This window comes from Aquiflexum sp. (assembly GCF_977115555.1).
In genome coordinates, this window is sequence record NZ_CDSBKL010000011.1 from 1 (window position 1) to 17,726 (window position 17,726).

Genomic DNA, 17,726 nt, shown 5'->3' on the forward strand with positions numbered 1-17,726 from the left:
AAGTTCTCTTACCTGCTTTCATTCTTTTTGATAAGATTTCTTCTCTGTTATTTTCTCTGTGATCTTCCACTTGCCAAAGTTTTTGTTTGATAATGCTTTTATTTTAAGGACAAGTTAAATCAATTCAAAAATCATATTCAAGGGATTTTCTAGTTTTTTTTAGCTGAAGCCGACCTTTCTTGAATATTTAATTCAAATCCACCTTTATTTCTTCCCTAAATGAAAAAAGAGGGGATTTCCCTCTTTTTATTCTCCGTGCATCATAAGTTTTTTGGACATTAAATCGTCCTCCGTCTCCCGGTGATCCGGATCGTCTACACAGCAATCTACCGGACATACCGCAGCACATTGTGGCTCTTCATGAAAACCGGTACACTCAGTACATTTTTCGGTGACTATATAGTAAAACTCATCAGATCTAGGTTCTTGTTTTTCATTGGCATCGATGACCGACCCGTCAGGAAGGGTCACTTCTTTTAATTTGGTACCGCCGGCCCATGTCCATTCAATTCCACCTTCGTAAATGGCGGTATTAGGACATTCTGGTTCGCAGGCACCACAGTTGATGCACTCATCGGTTATCATTATTGCCATAATCCTCTTTTTTTGTTGCCCAAAATTAACACGGATTTAACCATTCCTGCAATAAAAAGTTGTCATACTAAGTAATTTATTTTCAATCAGGCTAAAATTTTTATTGTTTTGAATTGGATATCTTTGCAAAATAATTGAAAACAATGACCCTCGAAGAGAGAATTGACGCATTTGCGGGACTTGGCAAACTCATTAAGAATTTGTCAGTAGAGAATTTTAATGAGTTAAGTAGGCGGATAGAAAACAATAATAACTGGTTTACCCCTGAAGAAACAAGGAATGCATTGGAAGCACTTTTGGTTTTTTTGGAAAAGGATCGATTGACTCAATGGTTATCGGCATATCATATTCCTGAAGTGGTTGTCCCAAAATCAATAGGGATCCTGATGGCAGGAAATATTCCAGCAGTGGGTTTTCATGATTTGATGTGCGTATTGCTAAGTGGCCACCGTGCCTGTATCAAACTGAGTTCTTCGGATCAGGTACTAATCAATTGGCTAATCAAAAATTTAGTATCTATCGACCCAAGATTCGAGTCTTTTGTGGCCGTTGAGGAAATGCTCAAAAATAAGGATGCTTATATTGCTACCGGCAGCGATAATTCTGCAAGATATTTTGAATATTATTTTGGTAAATATCCAAATATCATCCGGAAAAACAGGACATCGGTGGGTGTTTTGGATGGAAGTGAAAAAGTGGAGGATTTTAAGAAATTGGCAAAAGATATCTTCCAATATTATGGACTTGGATGTAGAAATGTATCCAAGATTTTTGTTCCCAATAAGGAAATTCTCATCACATTTTTGGATTCGATTGAAAGTTTCAGTGAAATCGCCGATAACCATAAATACTTCCACAATTATGAATACAATAAATCCATTTTACTTGTAAACAAAGAAGATCATCTCGATAACGGTTTTTTGATTCTCCAGGAAAGCAAAGGATTGGTGTCACCCATTTCGGTACTTTATTATGAGATCTATCAAAAGCCAAACGAATTAGAGCAATTGATCGATGGGTTTAGCGAAAAAATCCAATGTGTAGTTTCAAGAAATGGATGGTTTCCGGAAAGTAGCGATTTTGGACAGGCGCAATGTCCTGCTTTGGATGATTACGCAGATGGCATCGACACCATTGCGTTTTTGAAGGATTTATGAGATTTCACTATTATTTGACTTGGGAAGCTGAAAGGTAAACTCACTTCCTTTTCCAATTTGGCTAATGATATTTATTTTCCCGCCGTTTTTTGCAATATAATCATGCACAAGGAGCATTCCCAAGCCGGTTCCTGCCGTCTTGTCTTTTCCGGGAGTAGTAAATGACTCCCTGTTTTTTAGCTTTTCCAAGTTTTCTTCAGAAATACCCAATCCTGTGTCTTTGATTTTGATCGAAACAGATTCCTCATTTTCTTTGAGGATAGCTGTTACATAATCTCCTTTCCCTGAAAATTTGATCGCATTGCTGAGGAGATTCCTTATGGCAAGATCGATCATATTTTTGTCTGCGAATACCTGAAGGTGTCCATATTTTTGTATGGTGAGGGTGATTCCTTTTTCTTTGGTTAATTTTTCAAAAAGTGAAACTTGCTGTTCTACAAGTTTATCGAGTTCAAACAAGTTTTTCTCCAAAAATTCCCCCTTTAATTGACTGCTTGTCCAAGCCAATAAGTTTTCCAGTAAAATCGAAACGGAATCCATGTTTTTATTGATTTCTGGAAGGATATTAAAAAACTCTTCTTTAGAAATCACTCCTTCAAATGACAACTTTATCAATTCCCTGATCCCAAAAATCGGTCCTTTTAAATCATGGGAAATGATAGTGAAAAGTTTGTCTTTAAGATTGTTTAGGTTTTTTAGTTCATCCGCTTGGTTTTTGATTTGATTCTGAATGGATTTTTCAAGAGTGATGTCTTCAAAAATGACCATCATTCCAATAAAATCCCCTTTTTTATCATGGATGGGAACATATTCAATAGAAAGGACCTTTTTTCCTGATTTTAAATCCAGGGAAGATTCGATCTCAATTTTCTCACCCTGCTTCAGGTAAGTTTCAAATTCAGTTTCCTTTCCAAAAATATCTTCAAGTCTTTTTCCAATCAAAGTTGAAATTGGCTGTTCAAGAATTTTTCCAATATAAGGATTGAAATCAATGATTCTGTAATTGGGATCAAAAACCAGGATTCCTTTGGTGATCACCTCAAAAACCTTGTCTCTAGCTATCGGCTTAATACTGAACAGCTCAAATCTGATCAATCCTATCCCGACAAAAATATACATGATCAAAAATGCATAGGGAGTAAGGTCTATGTGCCCAAAAGGCCTGAATCCAAAAAGGTATGCGATGTTGAAAGCCCAAGGAAAAAACCCTGCAATAATTAAGAGGTTGTTTTGTTTTTTATAAATAGGATCAGCGTTTTTGAATTTGTATAGAAGGATTATGATTCCAAGAAATAGTGATATGTAGAAAAAAGATAAATGGATATAATACCAAGGCCCGATTTTAATCGCCAACAATGGGAATGGCCCCGAATTGTCCACCATCACTTCCTGATAATGCATGTGGTGGTAATCATTTGTCAAAACCATTAAAAAAGTAACCACAGGAATCGTAAATATCATCAATCCAATTTTTGGATTGGAATATTTTTCAAGGCCCGTATATTTAAGACAAAACCAAAGCCAGGTACCGGGTGCCATTGCAATCCCGATATATTCAATCTTGATCCAAAAAAGCATGGCTTCAAGACTTTTTACGGAAAGCTCAAAACCATAGGCTAGCGCCCAAATCGAAACAAACAGCATGGTAAATGCAAACCACCTCACCGAATCCCCAAGCCTGTAAATGATTACTGTGGAAATCGCTGCTACAATTATTCCCGATACCAGAAGGGTGATGGAAAAAATATTTAGTTCCAAGGTTTTTTGGATTTGATTAAGACAAGAAATGTAAACATTTTTATAAACAAAGGATAGTTTTTTTTGAGATTGGATCTAATAGAGAATGGTTTTTGTGTAACTATTTCAATATTTTATTTTGCTGAATTTGGACAAAAACCACTTTCTTGTGTTCAAAATAATTTTTTAGGAAAATAAAGATCCTTCCTCTAAAGTCAACAAATCAAACAGGAGTTAAAAAAAAATTAAACTTAAAATAGATAAATGGATTCAAGCGATTGGCAAATTTTGAGAATCCTGACAAACAACGGATTTTTTTATTCGATAAATAGTGTCTTAATTTTAAAAGGGTTCAAACAGAATTTGAATTACTTGGAAATTTCCTATCATTTGAGCTAAATAAATAGAATACCATCCATGAAAACACTTCCAATTTTGCCCTGTTTTTTTATCTTTGCAATCGATAAAAATAACCTTCTTCACATTTTAAATACAATTCCCAATGGCATTTGATATAGAAATGATCAAGGCGGTCTACTCCAAATTTCCTTCCAGGGTAGATGCTGCCAGAAAAGCAGTAGGAAAACCACTGACCTTGACAGAAAAAATACTATATGCGCACTTGACCGAGGGCGAAGCGAATTCGTCCTTCGAAAGGGGTGTATCATATGTAGATTTCAATCCTGATAGGGTGGCAATGCAAGATGCAACTGCCCAAATGGCACTTTTACAATTTATGCAAGCGGGAAGAGACAAGGTTGCAGTACCTTCTACAGTACATTGTGATCACCTCATCCAAGCTGAAATCGGAGCCTTGGCGGACCTAAAAAAGGCGAATGACAAGAACAAAGAGGTTTATGACTTTCTTTCTTCCGTTTCAAATAAATATGGAATCGGATTTTGGAAACCAGGAGCAGGAATTATCCATCAGGTTGTATTGGAAAATTATGCTTTTCCTGGAGGAATGATGATTGGTACTGATTCCCATACTCCAAATGCCGGTGGTCTTGGAATGATAGCTATTGGTGTTGGTGGAGCGGATGCATGTGATGTAATGGCAGGATTGCCTTGGGAATTGAAATTCCCAAAACTAATAGGTGTAAAATTGACCGGAAGACTTTCAGGATGGACCTCAGCAAAGGATGTTATCCTAAAGGTAGCCGGAATCCTTACCGTAAAAGGTGGTACAGGTGCTGTGGTGGAATATTTTGGAGATGGAGCAAGATCACTTTCTGCAACAGGAAAAGGAACAATCTGTAATATGGGTGCTGAAATCGGTGCGACAACTTCCATTTTTGGATATGATGAAAAATCTGAAGCCTATCTGAGGGGAACTGAAAGAGGGGATATTGCCGATATGGCCAATGCTGTCAAAGCTCATCTTACCGGTGATGATGAGGTATATGCCAATCCCGAAAAATATTTTGATCAAGTGATAGAAATCAATCTATCGACACTTGAGCCCCATATCAATGGACCGTTTACTCCTGATTTGGCTTGGCCAATTTCAAAGTTTGCCGCAGCTGTCAAAGAAAACGGATGGCCTGCAAAACTTGAAGTAGGATTGATAGGTTCATGTACCAACTCTTCCTATGAGGATATTTCAAGAGCGGCTTCATTGGCTCAGCAGGCAGTTGATAAAAAACTGAATGCTAAATCTGAATATACCATTACTCCAGGATCGGAGCAGGTAAGGTTTACTGTCGAAAGGGATGGTTTTCTTGGTATTTTTGAAAATATGGGCGGTGTGGTTTTAGCAAATGCCTGTGGACCTTGTATCGGTCAATGGGCAAGACATGGAGCTGAAAAGCAAGAAAAGAATTCAATCATCACCTCATTCAACAGGAATTTTGCAAAAAGAGCTGATGGAAATCCAAACACCCACTCGTTTGTGGCCTCTCCTGAAATTGTTACAGCAATGGCCATCGCAGGAGATTTGACCTTCAATCCAATGACTGATTCCCTTATAAACGAAGAAGGGGAATCCGTGAGATTGGATGAGCCAAAAGGTTTGGAATTGCCAGCCAAAGGATTTGCTGTAGAGGATGCCGGATACCAAGCCCCTGCAAAAGACGGATCCAAGGTAAATGTTATTGTCGATACAAAATCTGAAAGACTACAATTGCTTGAGCCATTTAAGGCTTGGGAAGGAACTGACCTAAAAGGATTGAAACTTCTGATCAAAGCAAAAGGAAAATGTACCACTGACCATATATCTATGGCCGGACCTTGGTTGAGATTTAGAGGCCATTTGGATAATATCTCCAATAACATGCTTATTGGTGCAGTCAATGCCTATAACTTGGAAACCAACAAGGTTAAAAATCAACTTACGGGTGAATATGGTGAGGTACCTGCTGTTCAGCGTCATTATAAGAAGCAAGGTATTGGATCTATAGTAGTAGGGGATGAAAATTATGGAGAAGGCTCTTCAAGAGAGCACGCAGCGATGGAACCAAGATTCTTGGGAGTCAGAGCAATATTAGTCAAATCATTTGCTCGAATCCACGAGACAAACCTTAAAAAACAGGGAATGTTGGCGCTGACATTTGACAATCCATCGGATTATGATTTGATTAAGGAAGATGACTCCATAGATATTGTTGGATTGACTGATTTCAAACCTGGGCAGCATTTGACCGTGGTCTTAAATCATGCAGATGGCACCAAAGATGAAATCAAAGTCAATCATACTTATAATGAAGGACAGATCGGATGGTTTGTCGCTGGTTCAGCATTGAATTTGATCAAAGAGGAAGTTTAATTTTCACATTTACTGGACTTAGGGCTGTAGGATCTTTCCTACAGCCTTTTTGTTTTTTCAAATTTTCAAATTGGCGTAAAATCAAAATGACTTTTAAATTGAAACATTCCTTAGGAAAAATCACAAGCTTGTTATATGTGATTTTCATTTTGTTTTTTTCAGTTAGTAGCCAAAAAACCTTTGGACAGACTGTTGAGTCTGATGAACGAGCCCTCTTGAATGTGGATGAGGGAATCAGTTTTTCCAAAGACTCTCTTTTTTTAATGAATTTCAGGTTTCGAATGCAAAACAGGGCAGGATTCAATACTCTTGATGGAGATGATATCCGGATCAATGAATTTGAAATGAGGGTAAGACGCCTCAGGTTGAGGTTTGATGGATATATTCTTAACCCCAAATTCCAATATTATATCCAACTTGGTTTTTCAAAAGCAGATCTTGATTTGGAATCAAGTGGTGTAGCCCAACCAGTCCGCGATGCGATTGTATATTATTTTGCAACCAAGGATTTATATTTTGGCTTTGGCCAATCCAAGTTGCCTGGAAACAGACAGCGGGTAACAAGTTCGGGAAATCTTCAGTTTGCAGACAGGTCAATTGCAAATGGGGCCTTTACGCTTGATAGAGATTTTGGTTTTTTTGGCTATTTCACCAAAAAAACAGGAGGCATTTCGCTTTTTCAACTGAAAGGGGCGGTGACTACCGGAGAGGGGAGAAATACATCAAAAACCAATAATGGCCTAGCGTATACGGGAAGAGTAGAATTTCTTCCTTTTGGATTATTTACCAATAAGGGGGATTATTCGGAAGGAGATATCGAATTTGAAGAAAATCCAAAACTTTCCATAGGAATGACACTGTCCAGAAATCTCAAAGCTAACAGGACAGGAGGGCAGATTGGTTTGCCTTTGTTCGAGGATAGGAATTTGAATAGTTTGATTATAGATGGGGTGTTTAAGCACCGCGGTCATTCGGTATTGACAGAGTACTTTCAAAGAACAAGTCCTGACCCTATTACTTCTAATGAAGAAGGCGATATTCGTTATGTGCAAGTTGGACAAGGTTTAAATGTTCAGGTCAGCAAAATGGTTTCTTCTAATTCAGAGCTAGCAGTTCGGTATGCTTTCGTACTCCCTGACCAATCAATATCAGCATTCCAAGAAAGGATAGATGAAGCACTCCTTGGCTATACCTATTATATCAAAGGGCATAGGATCAAATTACAAGGAAATGTGGGGTATAAATGGCTTGAAGGGCTTTTAAGATTTGAAAATGCCGGTAATTCGTGGACAGGAATGTTTCAAGTTGAATTTGGTATCTGATAAAATCAATTTTATTATAATATTTAATTACAAATTATTTGTGTCAAAAAACAAATTAATGTATGTTTACAGCATTAGTTTGTTAAAAGCTCATCACCCATTTCAAAGAGAGTTAGTTTATTTCCACACCATTGTTTTTCATGAAGGAAAGAGGTATCAACAATACATTCAAGAAGATAATTTATGAATCATCAGAGATGGTTTTCTTGGCAGACGATACCTATCCATATAATATTTTTTATACCAATGAAGCCTTTGATAAAACAATAGGTGACAAATTGGAGGATAAAACTTTGGTCGGACTTGGCTTGGATATCAATTCTTATATATTCAGTGAAGAATTGATAGTCAGTTTTCTTGAACAGGAATTTGTTTTTAACATCGAGCTTCCTCAAGAAAACGGGTCAAATTATTTTCTTTTTTACAAAGGAAAGGAAATGAGGGCCAAGGGAATGCCAAGCAAGAATGAATCAAGACTATTTTTTAAAAACGCCAATGACATTATAGGGATTGGACAAGAAAATTTTCTGACCTGGATAAGTGATTCAATCAGAGATGTTCTTGGGTATATTCCTGAAGAAATTACAAATGTGGAATTATGTCAGTTTTTTCATCCAGAAGACTTACACCATGTCCAAAAGCTTTTAGCCAAAGTAAGAAATGGTATTACAACCAGTCATTTTGAGGCGAGAATGCTTTCAAAAAATGGAGATTATGTATGCATTGATTGGAATGTGAATTTTCTTGAAGGAGTATTTTATGCTGTTGGAAGGAATGTCACAGAGGAACATCTTGCCAAGGAAAGGATGTCATGGAGAAATGACCTGACCAAACTTGGGGAAGTAGTATCAAAATCAGGAGTCTGGGAAATCAGCATTCCGGAAAATAAAATGATTTTGAGTGAAGGACTCTTTGCGATTTTTGAACTGGAATCGGGAAGTCCTCTCAGTCTTGAACAAACCATCAATTATTTTTTGCCGGATTTAAGACCGATTATCCAAAAGGCGCTGACGGAATTGATGGCGATCGGGAAAGATTTTGACCTTAAATTGAGAATTAAAACCAAACAGGCAAAGGAAAAATGGGTCAGAATAATTGGGAAATGCCAATTCAAAGAAAATCAAGTTTCCAAAGTCTTTGGAACAATAAGGGATATTTCGGAAGAAAATGACCTTTTGAGTGAGTTGGGACTATATAAGGAGATGTTTGAACACTCTCCTGAATCAATTTTGATTTCAGATATTTCAGGTAAAATCATTTTTATCAACCAAGAAGCTAATCATAAACTTGGAATAGTCCTTAATTCCGGTAAGCCGTATAAAATTGGGGATTTTGATAACCGTTTTGCTATAGAAGCTGACTGGGAAAGCCATATTCGTCAATTGGCAAATGAAAAGAATCTGATTTATAAAACCCAATATACCAATTCAGATAATGTGGGCATTCACATGGAGGTGAATTGTAGCTTGGTGGAAATTCTCCAGGTGAAATATATTGTATCCTTTGCTAGGGACATTTCGGAGCGGGTAGGTTTGGAGCAGACACTTCAGGAATCCTCTGATTTTTTACTTCACTTAACGGAACAGGTACCGGGTGCACTTTATCAATTTGTGTTAGATAAAGAAGGACAGATGAAGTTTTCTTATTTGAGTCCTGGTATCAAAGATTTACTTGGTATCAAAGAGGGTGAATTAAAGGATTTTAATGATATCAGCCTTGCAATCAATAAAGTCCATACTGAGGATATTGCACTTGTCCTTACTTCAACTGTAACTTCAGCCAGGACATTAAGGCCATGGAATTGCCAGTTTAGGGTAAAAGAACCATTGAATGGACATTTTAAGTGGGTATATGGTGCCGCCAAACCCGAGCAGTTGGAAAATGGGGATGTGGTTTGGTATGGCTATCTGACCGATATCTCCGACCAAAAGAAATTTGAGGAAAACCTTAAATATGCAAGAGAACAGGCGGAGAGAGCGAGTCAAATTAAGTCCGAATTTTTATCTATGATCAGTCATGAGCTGAGGACTCCTCTCAATGCGATTTCTGGTTCGGTCTATACTTTGCTTCAGGATGACCATACGTCCCAACAGGCATCCGCATTGAATACCATTAATTTTGCGGTAGATAACCTGATCATTATGATCAATGATTTGTTGGACTACCAAAAAATAGAAGCCGGGAAACTTACCTTGGATTATAACCCGATGAATCTTAAGGAAGTAGTCAACCAAGTTGTAAAAGGATTGGAGTTTCATGCCAAGGACAGCCGTAACAAACTTATCCTTGATATCCAGGAGGAATTGAACCAAGAAGTCAAAGGAGATAAAGTAAGGCTTGCTCAAATTTTGAATAACCTAATAACCAATGCTTTAAAATTCACCAATAACGGAGAAGTAGAGATAGTGGTCAGACTAAATGAAGTTATTGGTGAAAAAATCAGGGTTTATTTTTCGGTCAAGGACAGCGGTATTGGTATTGCAAAAGAACACCAAACAAGGATTTTTAACCAATTTGATCAAATCCAACATTCTTTTAGCAAGAAATATGGAGGTACAGGATTGGGGCTTTCAATTACCAAAAGGTTGCTGGAGCAGATGGACAGTCAGATTGGCCTTGAATCTGAACTTGGAATGGGTTCAACTTTCTTTTTTGAGGTTGTATTTGAAAAAACCAAAAAACTGTTTATTCCTGCTCCCCAAAAGGAAAATGTTGCCTTATTGCCATTTAATAAAATAAAATTGTTGATGGCTGAAGATAATGATGTGAATGCACTTGTTCTTGGTAAAATCATCAAAAAGTGGGGGATTAATTATGATAGGGTCAACAACGGCCAAGAGGCAGTAGATGCGGTTAAGAATGAAAAATATGATTGTATTTTAATGGATATTCAAATGCCGGTTATGGATGGGTTCGAAGCCACAAGGCTTATCAAGTCCATTTCTAATGTACCTGTATTGGCTTTATCCGCTGCGGCCAAGCAGGATCTAATAGAAAGAATCGACCAAAGCGGATTTACGGGATATGTCTCAAAACCCATTGACGCGTCTGAATTATTGAAAAAAATAAAAGAGGTACTAAATCACTCTTGATTACATCTTGCTATATATTCTTTGACAAGTTCCATTTCTGGATCCTTTTTCAATACCTCTTCAAGGTAGGTCAATGCTAACTCTTTTTGATCTTTATAATAGTAGTATATCCCTTTGTTCCTGATTGCATACAGGTTTTTCGGGTTTTGTTTCAAACTGTAGTTGATGTCTTCAATCCCTTTATCATGTTCTCCCAAATAAATAAGATATAGGCCTCGGTTATTATAAAAAAAAGCCTCTTTGGGGTTTAGCGAAATAGATTTTTCTATCCATTCCAATGCTTTTTTATAATCTTTTGATTCAAATGAAAGCATAGCCCTGAGGTTGTAAATATTAGGTTCTCCTGGATTAAGTTTTTCTGCAAGATCCAATGCAGCTTTGGATTTTTCAAATTCTTTCAAATAATAATGTAGGGTGGCTTTATTGATCAAAACCTCAGAGTTTTCTGGCTGTAGTGCCAAAGAATGGTCAAATTCTTGAAGAGCCTCCTTATAATTTCTCATTTTTTCTAATATCAGACCATTCAAAAAATGGCTTTTCCAATTTTCAGGCTGTAAAGAAATAAGATTCTTGCTGTCTTCCAGGGCTTTGTAATATTCCCCATTATCCATGTAGCATATTCCCCTTTGAAAAAGAGCCAAGGTATCTGAGGGATTCTCTTGAAGGATAACAGAAAAATCAAGGATTGCCTCGTCAAACTTGTTTAGTTTTTGGTAAACTAAACCTCTGTTATACAAGCCGTCTTTGTATTTATTGTCAATAAGAAGTGCTTCAGAATAAAAATCAATGGCACCTTGGGAATCATTTTCTTTCAGTTTTTCATTTCCTTTCAATAAAAACCGGCCTTTTCTAGTTTCCGAATTATCACAGGAAAAAAATATCAAAACTCCAAAAAGGATGACTATGGAATTTCTGAGTTTATTCATTAATGTGGTCAATGTCATTTTTTTCTTCGCCTAATAATAAAGCATAAGGCCTTGTAGCTTCAGTAAGTTCAAATATTTTTCTCAATACTGCTAGGGCCGGAATAATCAGAATCATTCCTACTACTCCCCAAATGGAAGCGCCAACCAACAATCCAAGAATAGTTGCAAAGGCATTAAGGTTAACATTGCCTCCAACAATTTTTGGGGTTAAAAAATTAGCCTCAATCATTTGAATCAATTGAAAAGCTACTATGATTGCGATAGGATAAAAGATCCCGTCTTTGGTCAAAAAAGCAAAAACTACAGGTAGCGTCAGTGCTACCAAAGGTCCTAGATAAGGTACAATATTCAAGACGGCAGCAAATACACCAAAAAATATAGCATGTTTGATACCAAGACCCAATAATACGGCTGTGTTTAACACTGCCAAAATCACCATGACCTTTAGAACACCAATAATATAATTTTGTACGACTTTTCTTAAAACCAGAATTTCTTCTATGACTTTCGATTTATCGTGCCTAGGAAAAAGTTCAGAAATAAATACTGTGAGGTGATTGCGATAAAGTAGAAAAAAGAAAATGAAAACCGGCAGTAATAAAACCATGGATAAAGACCCAATGGTTCCAAAGACGAATTCAGCTAAACTTGAACTATGCGCTTGAATCCAATCTAACAAATAATCTTTGTCAATCCCATTTCCAATTCCTGCTTCAATCTGGAAATTTTTTGAAATAAAACTGTCAATCTGGGATAAATATACATTTAGTTTTTCCCCCACATTCTCCAGATCCTTGCCAAATGATGCCACTTGAAAAACAATAAAAGAAAGTAAACCTAAAATGAAAATCAGCCCTGAAAAAAGCGATATCATGGTACTCCAAACGCGTGAAAGTTTTTTTGATTCCAAAAATTCTGATAATGGTGTCAAAAGTATAGAAAACAATCCTGCCAAAAACAATGGAACCAAAAGACTTCTTCCAATTATCAAAATAAAAACTATCACTATCATCAACAAAAGTACAGCTAGTGCCTTGAGGTAAGGGGGTAAATAAAAATTACTTTGGTTCATAGGAGGATTAAAAGAAAGTTTAACAAATGTTCGGATTGAATTGATGCTGTTATTTCACAAGGATTAATTTAAATCCTGAAATTGAAAACTCATTAAATTTAATTCTATTTTTAAGAGTTCAAAAATATTGAAGTGGAAAGAGAAAAGTCAATTTGGATCAGGGTTTCATTTATTGTCAGTTTTGTCCTGTTAATAATCAAATTTTATTCTTATTACATTACCAATTCTACTGCTATACTGACAGATGCTTTGGAAAGCATTGTTAATGTGGTCGCAGCAGGTTTTGCAACGTATAGTATTTACCTTAGCTCTAAGCCTAGAGATGAAAATCATCCCTATGGCCATGGTAAAATCGAGTTTTTTAGCGCTGGTGTTGAGGGTACGCTAATTATTTTGGCAGGGCTATTTATTATTTATCAATCGATTTATAGCATTTTTTTTCCAAGTACTTTGGATAATTTGTTTCAGGGTATTTTGTTGATTACCATTTCAGGAACAGTCAACGGCATATTGGGGCTTATACTTCAAAAACGAGGTAAAAGTCTTAATAGCATTACATTGGAAGCAAGTGGGAAGCATTTAATGACAGATACTTTGACCAGTTTTTTATTGATATTGGGCGTGGCGGTTATTCTGGTTACGGGTTATCAGTTTCTGGATTCGATCATCGCTGTGTTTTTTTCTTTCTATATATTATATTCGGGGTATGGTTTGGTTAGAAAATCTGTGGCAGGACTCATGGATGAGTTAGATCCGACTGCCATAGATTCTACTGTAAAAACCATTAATCAAAAACGCAAGCCAAGCTGGATTGATATTCATAATATGAGAGTACAGCAATATGGAGGAGACAGGCATATCGATTTGCATCTGACCCTACCATATTTCTTCGATTTGAAACAGGTTCATGATGAAGTTGAGGAGCTGGAACATGCTCTTGAAGATGCTTGGCCGGGTATTATGGAGGTTTTTGTACATGCAGATCCTTGTATTCCCGAAAAATGTTGCCATTATTGTCAAATGAAAGATTGTAAAGTCAGGGAATATCCAAAAGATACCAAAATCGAGTGGACTTCTCTGAATATGTCAAAGAATCAAAAGCACTACCATGAAACTTTGGGGGAATAATATTTTATAACGTAAAAAAAATTGAAATATTTTATCTCTTTTTTCAAGAATACAATTATCTTAGTATATTAAACAAAAAAAAAGCTATGAACGAGGACAAACAATTTCGGGTACTGTTAGCGGTAACTTCCGTAGTATGGTTAATTCTTGTTGGAGTTCTAATCATAATCTGACAAGATATTAAGGTTTTAAGCTGTACCTACTCATACAGCAATTGCTTTTCAAATGGATTAAGGAGTTTAAAAAGGGATATGTACAAACATATCCTTTTTTTATTTTTTATTTTATTTATCATTTTCTGTTTCGTTTTAATCCCCCGATACTTATTTTTAAGAGAACTTACTTTCAAAAAAAAATTATTTAAAATTATAGCTATGAAGACAATATTACCTGGATTATTGGGCCTGTTGATTTGGTTTCCGACTCTGGCCCAAGAACAGTCCCACGAGGCATTTATTGTCAAGCAATTGGATTCCAATACCGAAAGATTTTCAAAAGCGGCACGGGAGATATGGGAAAATCCTGAATTGGGATTTTTGGAAGTTACCAGCTCCAAAGTATTGATCGATGAATTGAAAGCCTCGGGGTTTAATGTGGAGGTGGGTGTAGCCGGAATGCCTACTGCATTTGTGGCCACCTATGATAAAGGAGGTCCTGTAATCGGTTTCCTTGCCGAATATGATGCTCTGCCTGGCTTGTCTCAAGATGCCGTTCCGTATAGGTCAGTGATAGTGGAAGGAGGAAATGGACACGGATGTGGACACAATCTTTTTGGTACCGCTGTTGTCGCTTCAGGTGTAGCTCTTAAAGAGTGGATTGATGCAAACAATATCAAGGCAACCATTAAAATCTTTGGTACGCCGGCAGAAGAAAGTGGCGGAGGAAAAGTTTACATGGCGAGAGACGGGATTTTCAATGGTGTCGATGCTGTGATCAACTGGCACCCTTCTGATCGAAATGCCGCCAATGCTTCTACCTGCAATGCAGTAATCGGTGGTAGATTCAGGTTTTACGGAGAAACAGCCCATGCCGCAGGTTCTCCACAAAGAGGAAGATCTGCCTTGGATGCCGTAGAGGCAATGAACATGATGGTAAACATGATGCGCGAGCATGTGGATCAAGAAAGTAGAATTCATTATATTATTTCGAGTGGAGGATTAGCACCAAATGTTGTTCCTGATTTTGCCGAAGTGAGGTATATGATCCGCCATCCTGATATTACAGAATTGAAAGATATGTGGGCGCGAATCGGAAAAGCTGCCGAAGGTGCCGCTATGGGAACAGGTACAAGGGTTGAAATTGAATTGGCGTCAGGATTATATGGCTTACTGCCAAATGAAACTTTGGCAAAACTGATGCATAAAAACCTGAGCTCACTCGGAGGAGTAGAGTATGATGAGGAAGAAATCAAATGGGCTACAGAAATCCAAAAAACCTTTAATTCCCCCAAAGTACCTTCTTTGGATGTCGCAAAAAAAGTCCAGCCTTATGCAATGAATTTCTTTCCTGCATCCACTGATGTCGGTGATGTAAGTTATGTAGTGCCAACAGTCGGTTTGGGAACAGCTACTTGGGTACCTGGAACAGCTGCTCACACATGGCAGGCTGTAGCTGCAGATGGAATGAGCATTGGATTTAAAGGAATGATGTTGGCCGCAAAAACGATGGCTTTGACAGGAAAAGACCTGATTTTAAATCCACTTATCATCCAAGAAGCTAAAAAAGAATTTGACGAAAGGATGGGAGGCTTGAAATACGAAGCACTTGTAGGCGATAAGGTAGTGCCACTGGATTTTAACGTTTCTAATTGATTTATCGGCCCTTTAAATCAAAACATTTCAACCAGCCTTCAGCTTTTATTGAAGGCTGGTTTTTTTTAAACCAATCCTGCTCTTTTGAGTAAAGCATCAGGTTTTGGTTCTCTACCTCTAAATCTTTTGTAAAGGATAGTTGGATGTTCCTTTCCACCGGCTGACAAGATGTTTTCTTTAAAGGATGTTGCAGTTTCTCTATCGAAAACCCCCATTTCTAAAAACATTTCAAAAGCATCTGCATCCAATACTTCAGCCCATTTATAGCTATAATATCCTGCAGCATACCCTCCTTGAAATATGTGGGAAAATGAAGTACTCATCAAAGTTCCTGTAACTTCGGGAAGTAAGGAAGTCGGTTCCAAGATTTTCTTTTCAAAGGAAAAAACATCAGTGATAGCAGATGGGTCAGTTCCATGATAGGCCATGTCCAGCAAGCCAAAACTGATCTGTCTAACAGTCTGATAGCCTTGTTGGAAATTGGCTGCGTTTTTTATTTTTTGAATCAATTCAGAAGGAATTATCTCTCCTGTCTCGTAGTGCTTCGCAAAAAGATCCAAGCATTCTTTTTCATAACTCCAGTTTTCAAATATCTGGGACGGCAACTCCACAAAGTCCCAAAACACACTTGTGCCCGTCAGAGATTCGTAATTTCCTTTTGCCAACATGCCATGAAGTGCATGCCCAAACTCGTGAAAAAGGGTGGTGACTTCATTGAAGGTCAGGAGTGAAGGCTTGGTTTTGGTTGGTTTGGTAAAATTGCAAACTATTGAAACATGCGGTCTGAATTCTTTTCCATTCACTGTTTTTTGGCCTCTGAAACTTGTCATCCAAGCACCGTTTCTTTTTCCTGCTCTTGGAAAAAAATCTGCGTAAAAGACCGCAACATGTTTTCCATCAGTGTCTACAACCTCATAGGTAGTCACTTCAGGATGGTATTTTGGGATGTTTTTGTTTTCTATGAAATGGATCCCCAATAATTTTTCGGCAGTAAGAAAAACACCTTCTATTACACTTTCAAGTTTGAAATAGGGGCGGAGCAATTCGTCACTGACCTCATATTTTTGTTTTTTAAGTTTCTCGGAGTAGTATGAAAAATCCCATTTTTCGATTTTATCCAGACCATCAAGTTTTTTGGCAAAACTTTCCAATTCTCTGATTTCTGCCTGAGCTTTTGGTTTAGCCTTTTCCAGTAAATTATGGAGGAAATCCATCACCTTAGGTGCGCTTTTGGCCATTCGTTCTTCCAAGACAAAATCCGAAAACCTTGGATACCCAAGCAGGTTTGCCCTTTCATTCTTGAACTTAAGCATGTCTTTGATATGCTGTTGGTTGTCTAATTCGTCACCTTTGCAGGATTTTGTACTTGAGGCAATGAATAATTCTTTTCTAAGTTCCCTTTTTTCCGAATACATCATGAACGGAATGTAGCTTGGATAGGCAAGTGTAAAGACCCATTTTCCCGATTTACCTTTCTCCTCAGCTGTCTGCATTGCAGCTTCTCTGACAGCATCCGGTAATCCCGCGAGGTCTGATTCTTCTGTGATGACCAGTTCATATTTGTTTGTTTCGGCCAAAACGTTTTCTCCAAACTTCAATCCCAATTGGGAAAGTTCTCGGTCAATTTCCCTTAGCCTTTGTTTTTGGGCTTCATCGAGTTTGGCCCCGTTTCTCACAAAACTTTTGTATGTTTTTTCCAGAAGGGTTTTCTGTTCTTCTGTCAGGATCATTTTTTCTTTTTGTTCGTAGACAAACTGAATATTGGCAAACAGCGCTTCATCCAAAAGAATATCATTGCTGTGGGCAGTCAGGAGCGGGGAGATTTCCCTTGCCAATGCCTGGATTTGGTCATTGGTTTCCGCACTGTTGAGGTTGAAAAAAATGGAAGAAACGACATTGAGTTTTTCACCAGATTGGTCCAAAGCGACGATGGTATTTTCAAAAGTTGGGATTGGGGCTTTCTTGATTTCCAGTATTTCTTCTTTTGCCATTTTTATCGATTCTTGAATAGCAGGCAAGTAATGTTCAGGTTTTATCAAGTCAAATGGTGCAGTTTCAAACGGGGTATTGAATTTGTCCAATAATGGATTCATAATTTTTTGATTTTTGAAAACAGGAAATTT

At 37.4% G+C, this 17,726-nt stretch carries 11 protein-coding genes; 6 read left to right on the top strand and 5 right to left on the bottom strand.

What is annotated here, in order from left to right:
* Positions 1 to 246 precede the first annotated feature (246 nt).
* Positions 247 to 594: a 4Fe-4S dicluster domain-containing protein gene (locus tag ACZFYI_RS01480; RefSeq protein ID WP_462522349.1), complete on the bottom strand. Its 348-nt coding sequence runs from the start codon at positions 592 to 594 to the stop codon at positions 247 to 249.
* 143 nt (positions 595 to 737) lie between these two features.
* On the opposite strand from ACZFYI_RS01480, the gene ACZFYI_RS01485 reads away from it, so the two are divergent.
* Positions 738 to 1,751, top strand: coding sequence for an acyl-CoA reductase (locus ACZFYI_RS01485; protein WP_462522350.1), 1,014 nt, complete (start codon positions 738 to 740; stop codon positions 1,749 to 1,751).
* On the opposite strand, the gene ACZFYI_RS01490 is transcribed toward ACZFYI_RS01485, so the two are convergent.
* Positions 1,746 to 3,509: a sensor histidine kinase gene (locus ACZFYI_RS01490; protein WP_462522351.1), complete on the bottom strand. Its 1,764-nt coding sequence runs from the start codon at positions 3,507 to 3,509 to the stop codon at positions 1,746 to 1,748. The genes ACZFYI_RS01485 and ACZFYI_RS01490 overlap by 6 nt on opposite strands.
* Positions 3,510 to 3,990: 481 nt before the next feature.
* On the opposite strand from ACZFYI_RS01490, the gene ACZFYI_RS01495 reads away from it, so the two are divergent.
* The 3 genes from ACZFYI_RS01495 (at position 3,991) to ACZFYI_RS01505 (ending at position 10,666) form a co-directional block, all read left to right on the top strand.
* Positions 3,991 to 6,252 (top strand): aconitate hydratase, encoded by a 2,262-nt coding sequence (locus ACZFYI_RS01495; RefSeq protein ID WP_462522352.1) that lies wholly within the window; start codon positions 3,991 to 3,993, stop codon positions 6,250 to 6,252.
* 98 nt (positions 6,253 to 6,350) lie between these two features.
* The gene (locus ACZFYI_RS01500) at positions 6,351 to 7,574 is read left to right on the top strand and encodes a porin (RefSeq protein ID WP_462522353.1); all 1,224 of its coding nucleotides are present in this window, start codon (positions 6,351 to 6,353) and stop codon (positions 7,572 to 7,574) included.
* Positions 7,575 to 7,714: 140 nt separating this feature from the next.
* Positions 7,715 to 10,666 carry an ATP-binding protein gene (locus tag ACZFYI_RS01505; protein ID WP_462522354.1) on the top strand — a complete coding sequence of 984 codons (2,952 nt, stop codon included), beginning with the start codon at positions 7,715 to 7,717 and terminating at the stop codon, positions 10,664 to 10,666.
* Here ACZFYI_RS01505 and ACZFYI_RS01510 read toward each other — a convergent pair.
* Both ACZFYI_RS01510 and ACZFYI_RS01515 read right to left on the bottom strand, forming a co-directional pair.
* Entirely contained in the window at positions 10,657 to 11,592 is a 936-nt protein-coding gene (locus ACZFYI_RS01510) for a tetratricopeptide repeat protein (protein WP_462522355.1), read from the bottom strand. The two genes, ACZFYI_RS01505 and ACZFYI_RS01510, sit on opposite strands and share 10 nt — an antisense overlap.
* Complete coding sequence (locus ACZFYI_RS01515; protein ID WP_462522356.1) at positions 11,585 to 12,664, bottom strand: AI-2E family transporter; 1,080 nt, start codon at positions 12,662 to 12,664, stop codon at positions 11,585 to 11,587. Before ACZFYI_RS01515 ends, ACZFYI_RS01510 begins: the two co-directional genes overlap by 8 nt.
* A gap of 132 nt (positions 12,665 to 12,796) precedes the next feature.
* Between ACZFYI_RS01515 and ACZFYI_RS01520 the strand changes: the two genes are divergently transcribed.
* Positions 12,797 to 13,792 (top strand): cation diffusion facilitator family transporter, encoded by a 996-nt coding sequence (locus tag ACZFYI_RS01520; protein ID WP_462522357.1) that lies wholly within the window; start codon positions 12,797 to 12,799, stop codon positions 13,790 to 13,792.
* Positions 13,793 to 14,166: 374 nt separating this feature from the next.
* A complete protein-coding gene (locus ACZFYI_RS01525) occupies positions 14,167 to 15,603 on the top strand; it encodes an amidohydrolase (RefSeq protein WP_462522358.1) in 1,437 nt (478 codons plus the stop codon).
* A 65-nt stretch (positions 15,604 to 15,668) separates the two neighbouring features.
* On the opposite strand, the gene ACZFYI_RS01530 is transcribed toward ACZFYI_RS01525, so the two are convergent.
* Complete coding sequence (locus tag ACZFYI_RS01530; RefSeq protein ID WP_462522359.1) at positions 15,669 to 17,696, bottom strand: M3 family metallopeptidase; 2,028 nt, start codon at positions 17,694 to 17,696, stop codon at positions 15,669 to 15,671.
* Positions 17,697 to 17,726: the final 30 nt, after the last annotated feature.

Coding starts and splice junctions, on each gene's coding strand:
- ACZFYI_RS01495 (WP_462522352.1), top strand. CDS start 3,991: ATGGCATTTGATATAGAAATGATCAAGGCGGTCTACTCCAAATTTCCT.
- ACZFYI_RS01530 (WP_462522359.1), bottom strand. CDS start 17,696: ATGAATCCATTATTGGACAAATTCAATACCCCGTTTGAAACTGCACCA.
- ACZFYI_RS01525 (WP_462522358.1), top strand. CDS start 14,167: ATGAAGACAATATTACCTGGATTATTGGGCCTGTTGATTTGGTTTCCG.
- ACZFYI_RS01505 (WP_462522354.1), top strand. CDS start 7,715: ATGAAGGAAAGAGGTATCAACAATACATTCAAGAAGATAATTTATGAA.
- ACZFYI_RS01515 (WP_462522356.1), bottom strand. CDS start 12,664: ATGAACCAAAGTAATTTTTATTTACCCCCTTACCTCAAGGCACTAGCT.
- ACZFYI_RS01480 (WP_462522349.1), bottom strand. CDS start 594: ATGGCAATAATGATAACCGATGAGTGCATCAACTGTGGTGCCTGCGAA.
- ACZFYI_RS01510 (WP_462522355.1), bottom strand. CDS start 11,592: ATGAATAAACTCAGAAATTCCATAGTCATCCTTTTTGGAGTTTTGATA.
- ACZFYI_RS01485 (WP_462522350.1), top strand. CDS start 738: ATGACCCTCGAAGAGAGAATTGACGCATTTGCGGGACTTGGCAAACTC.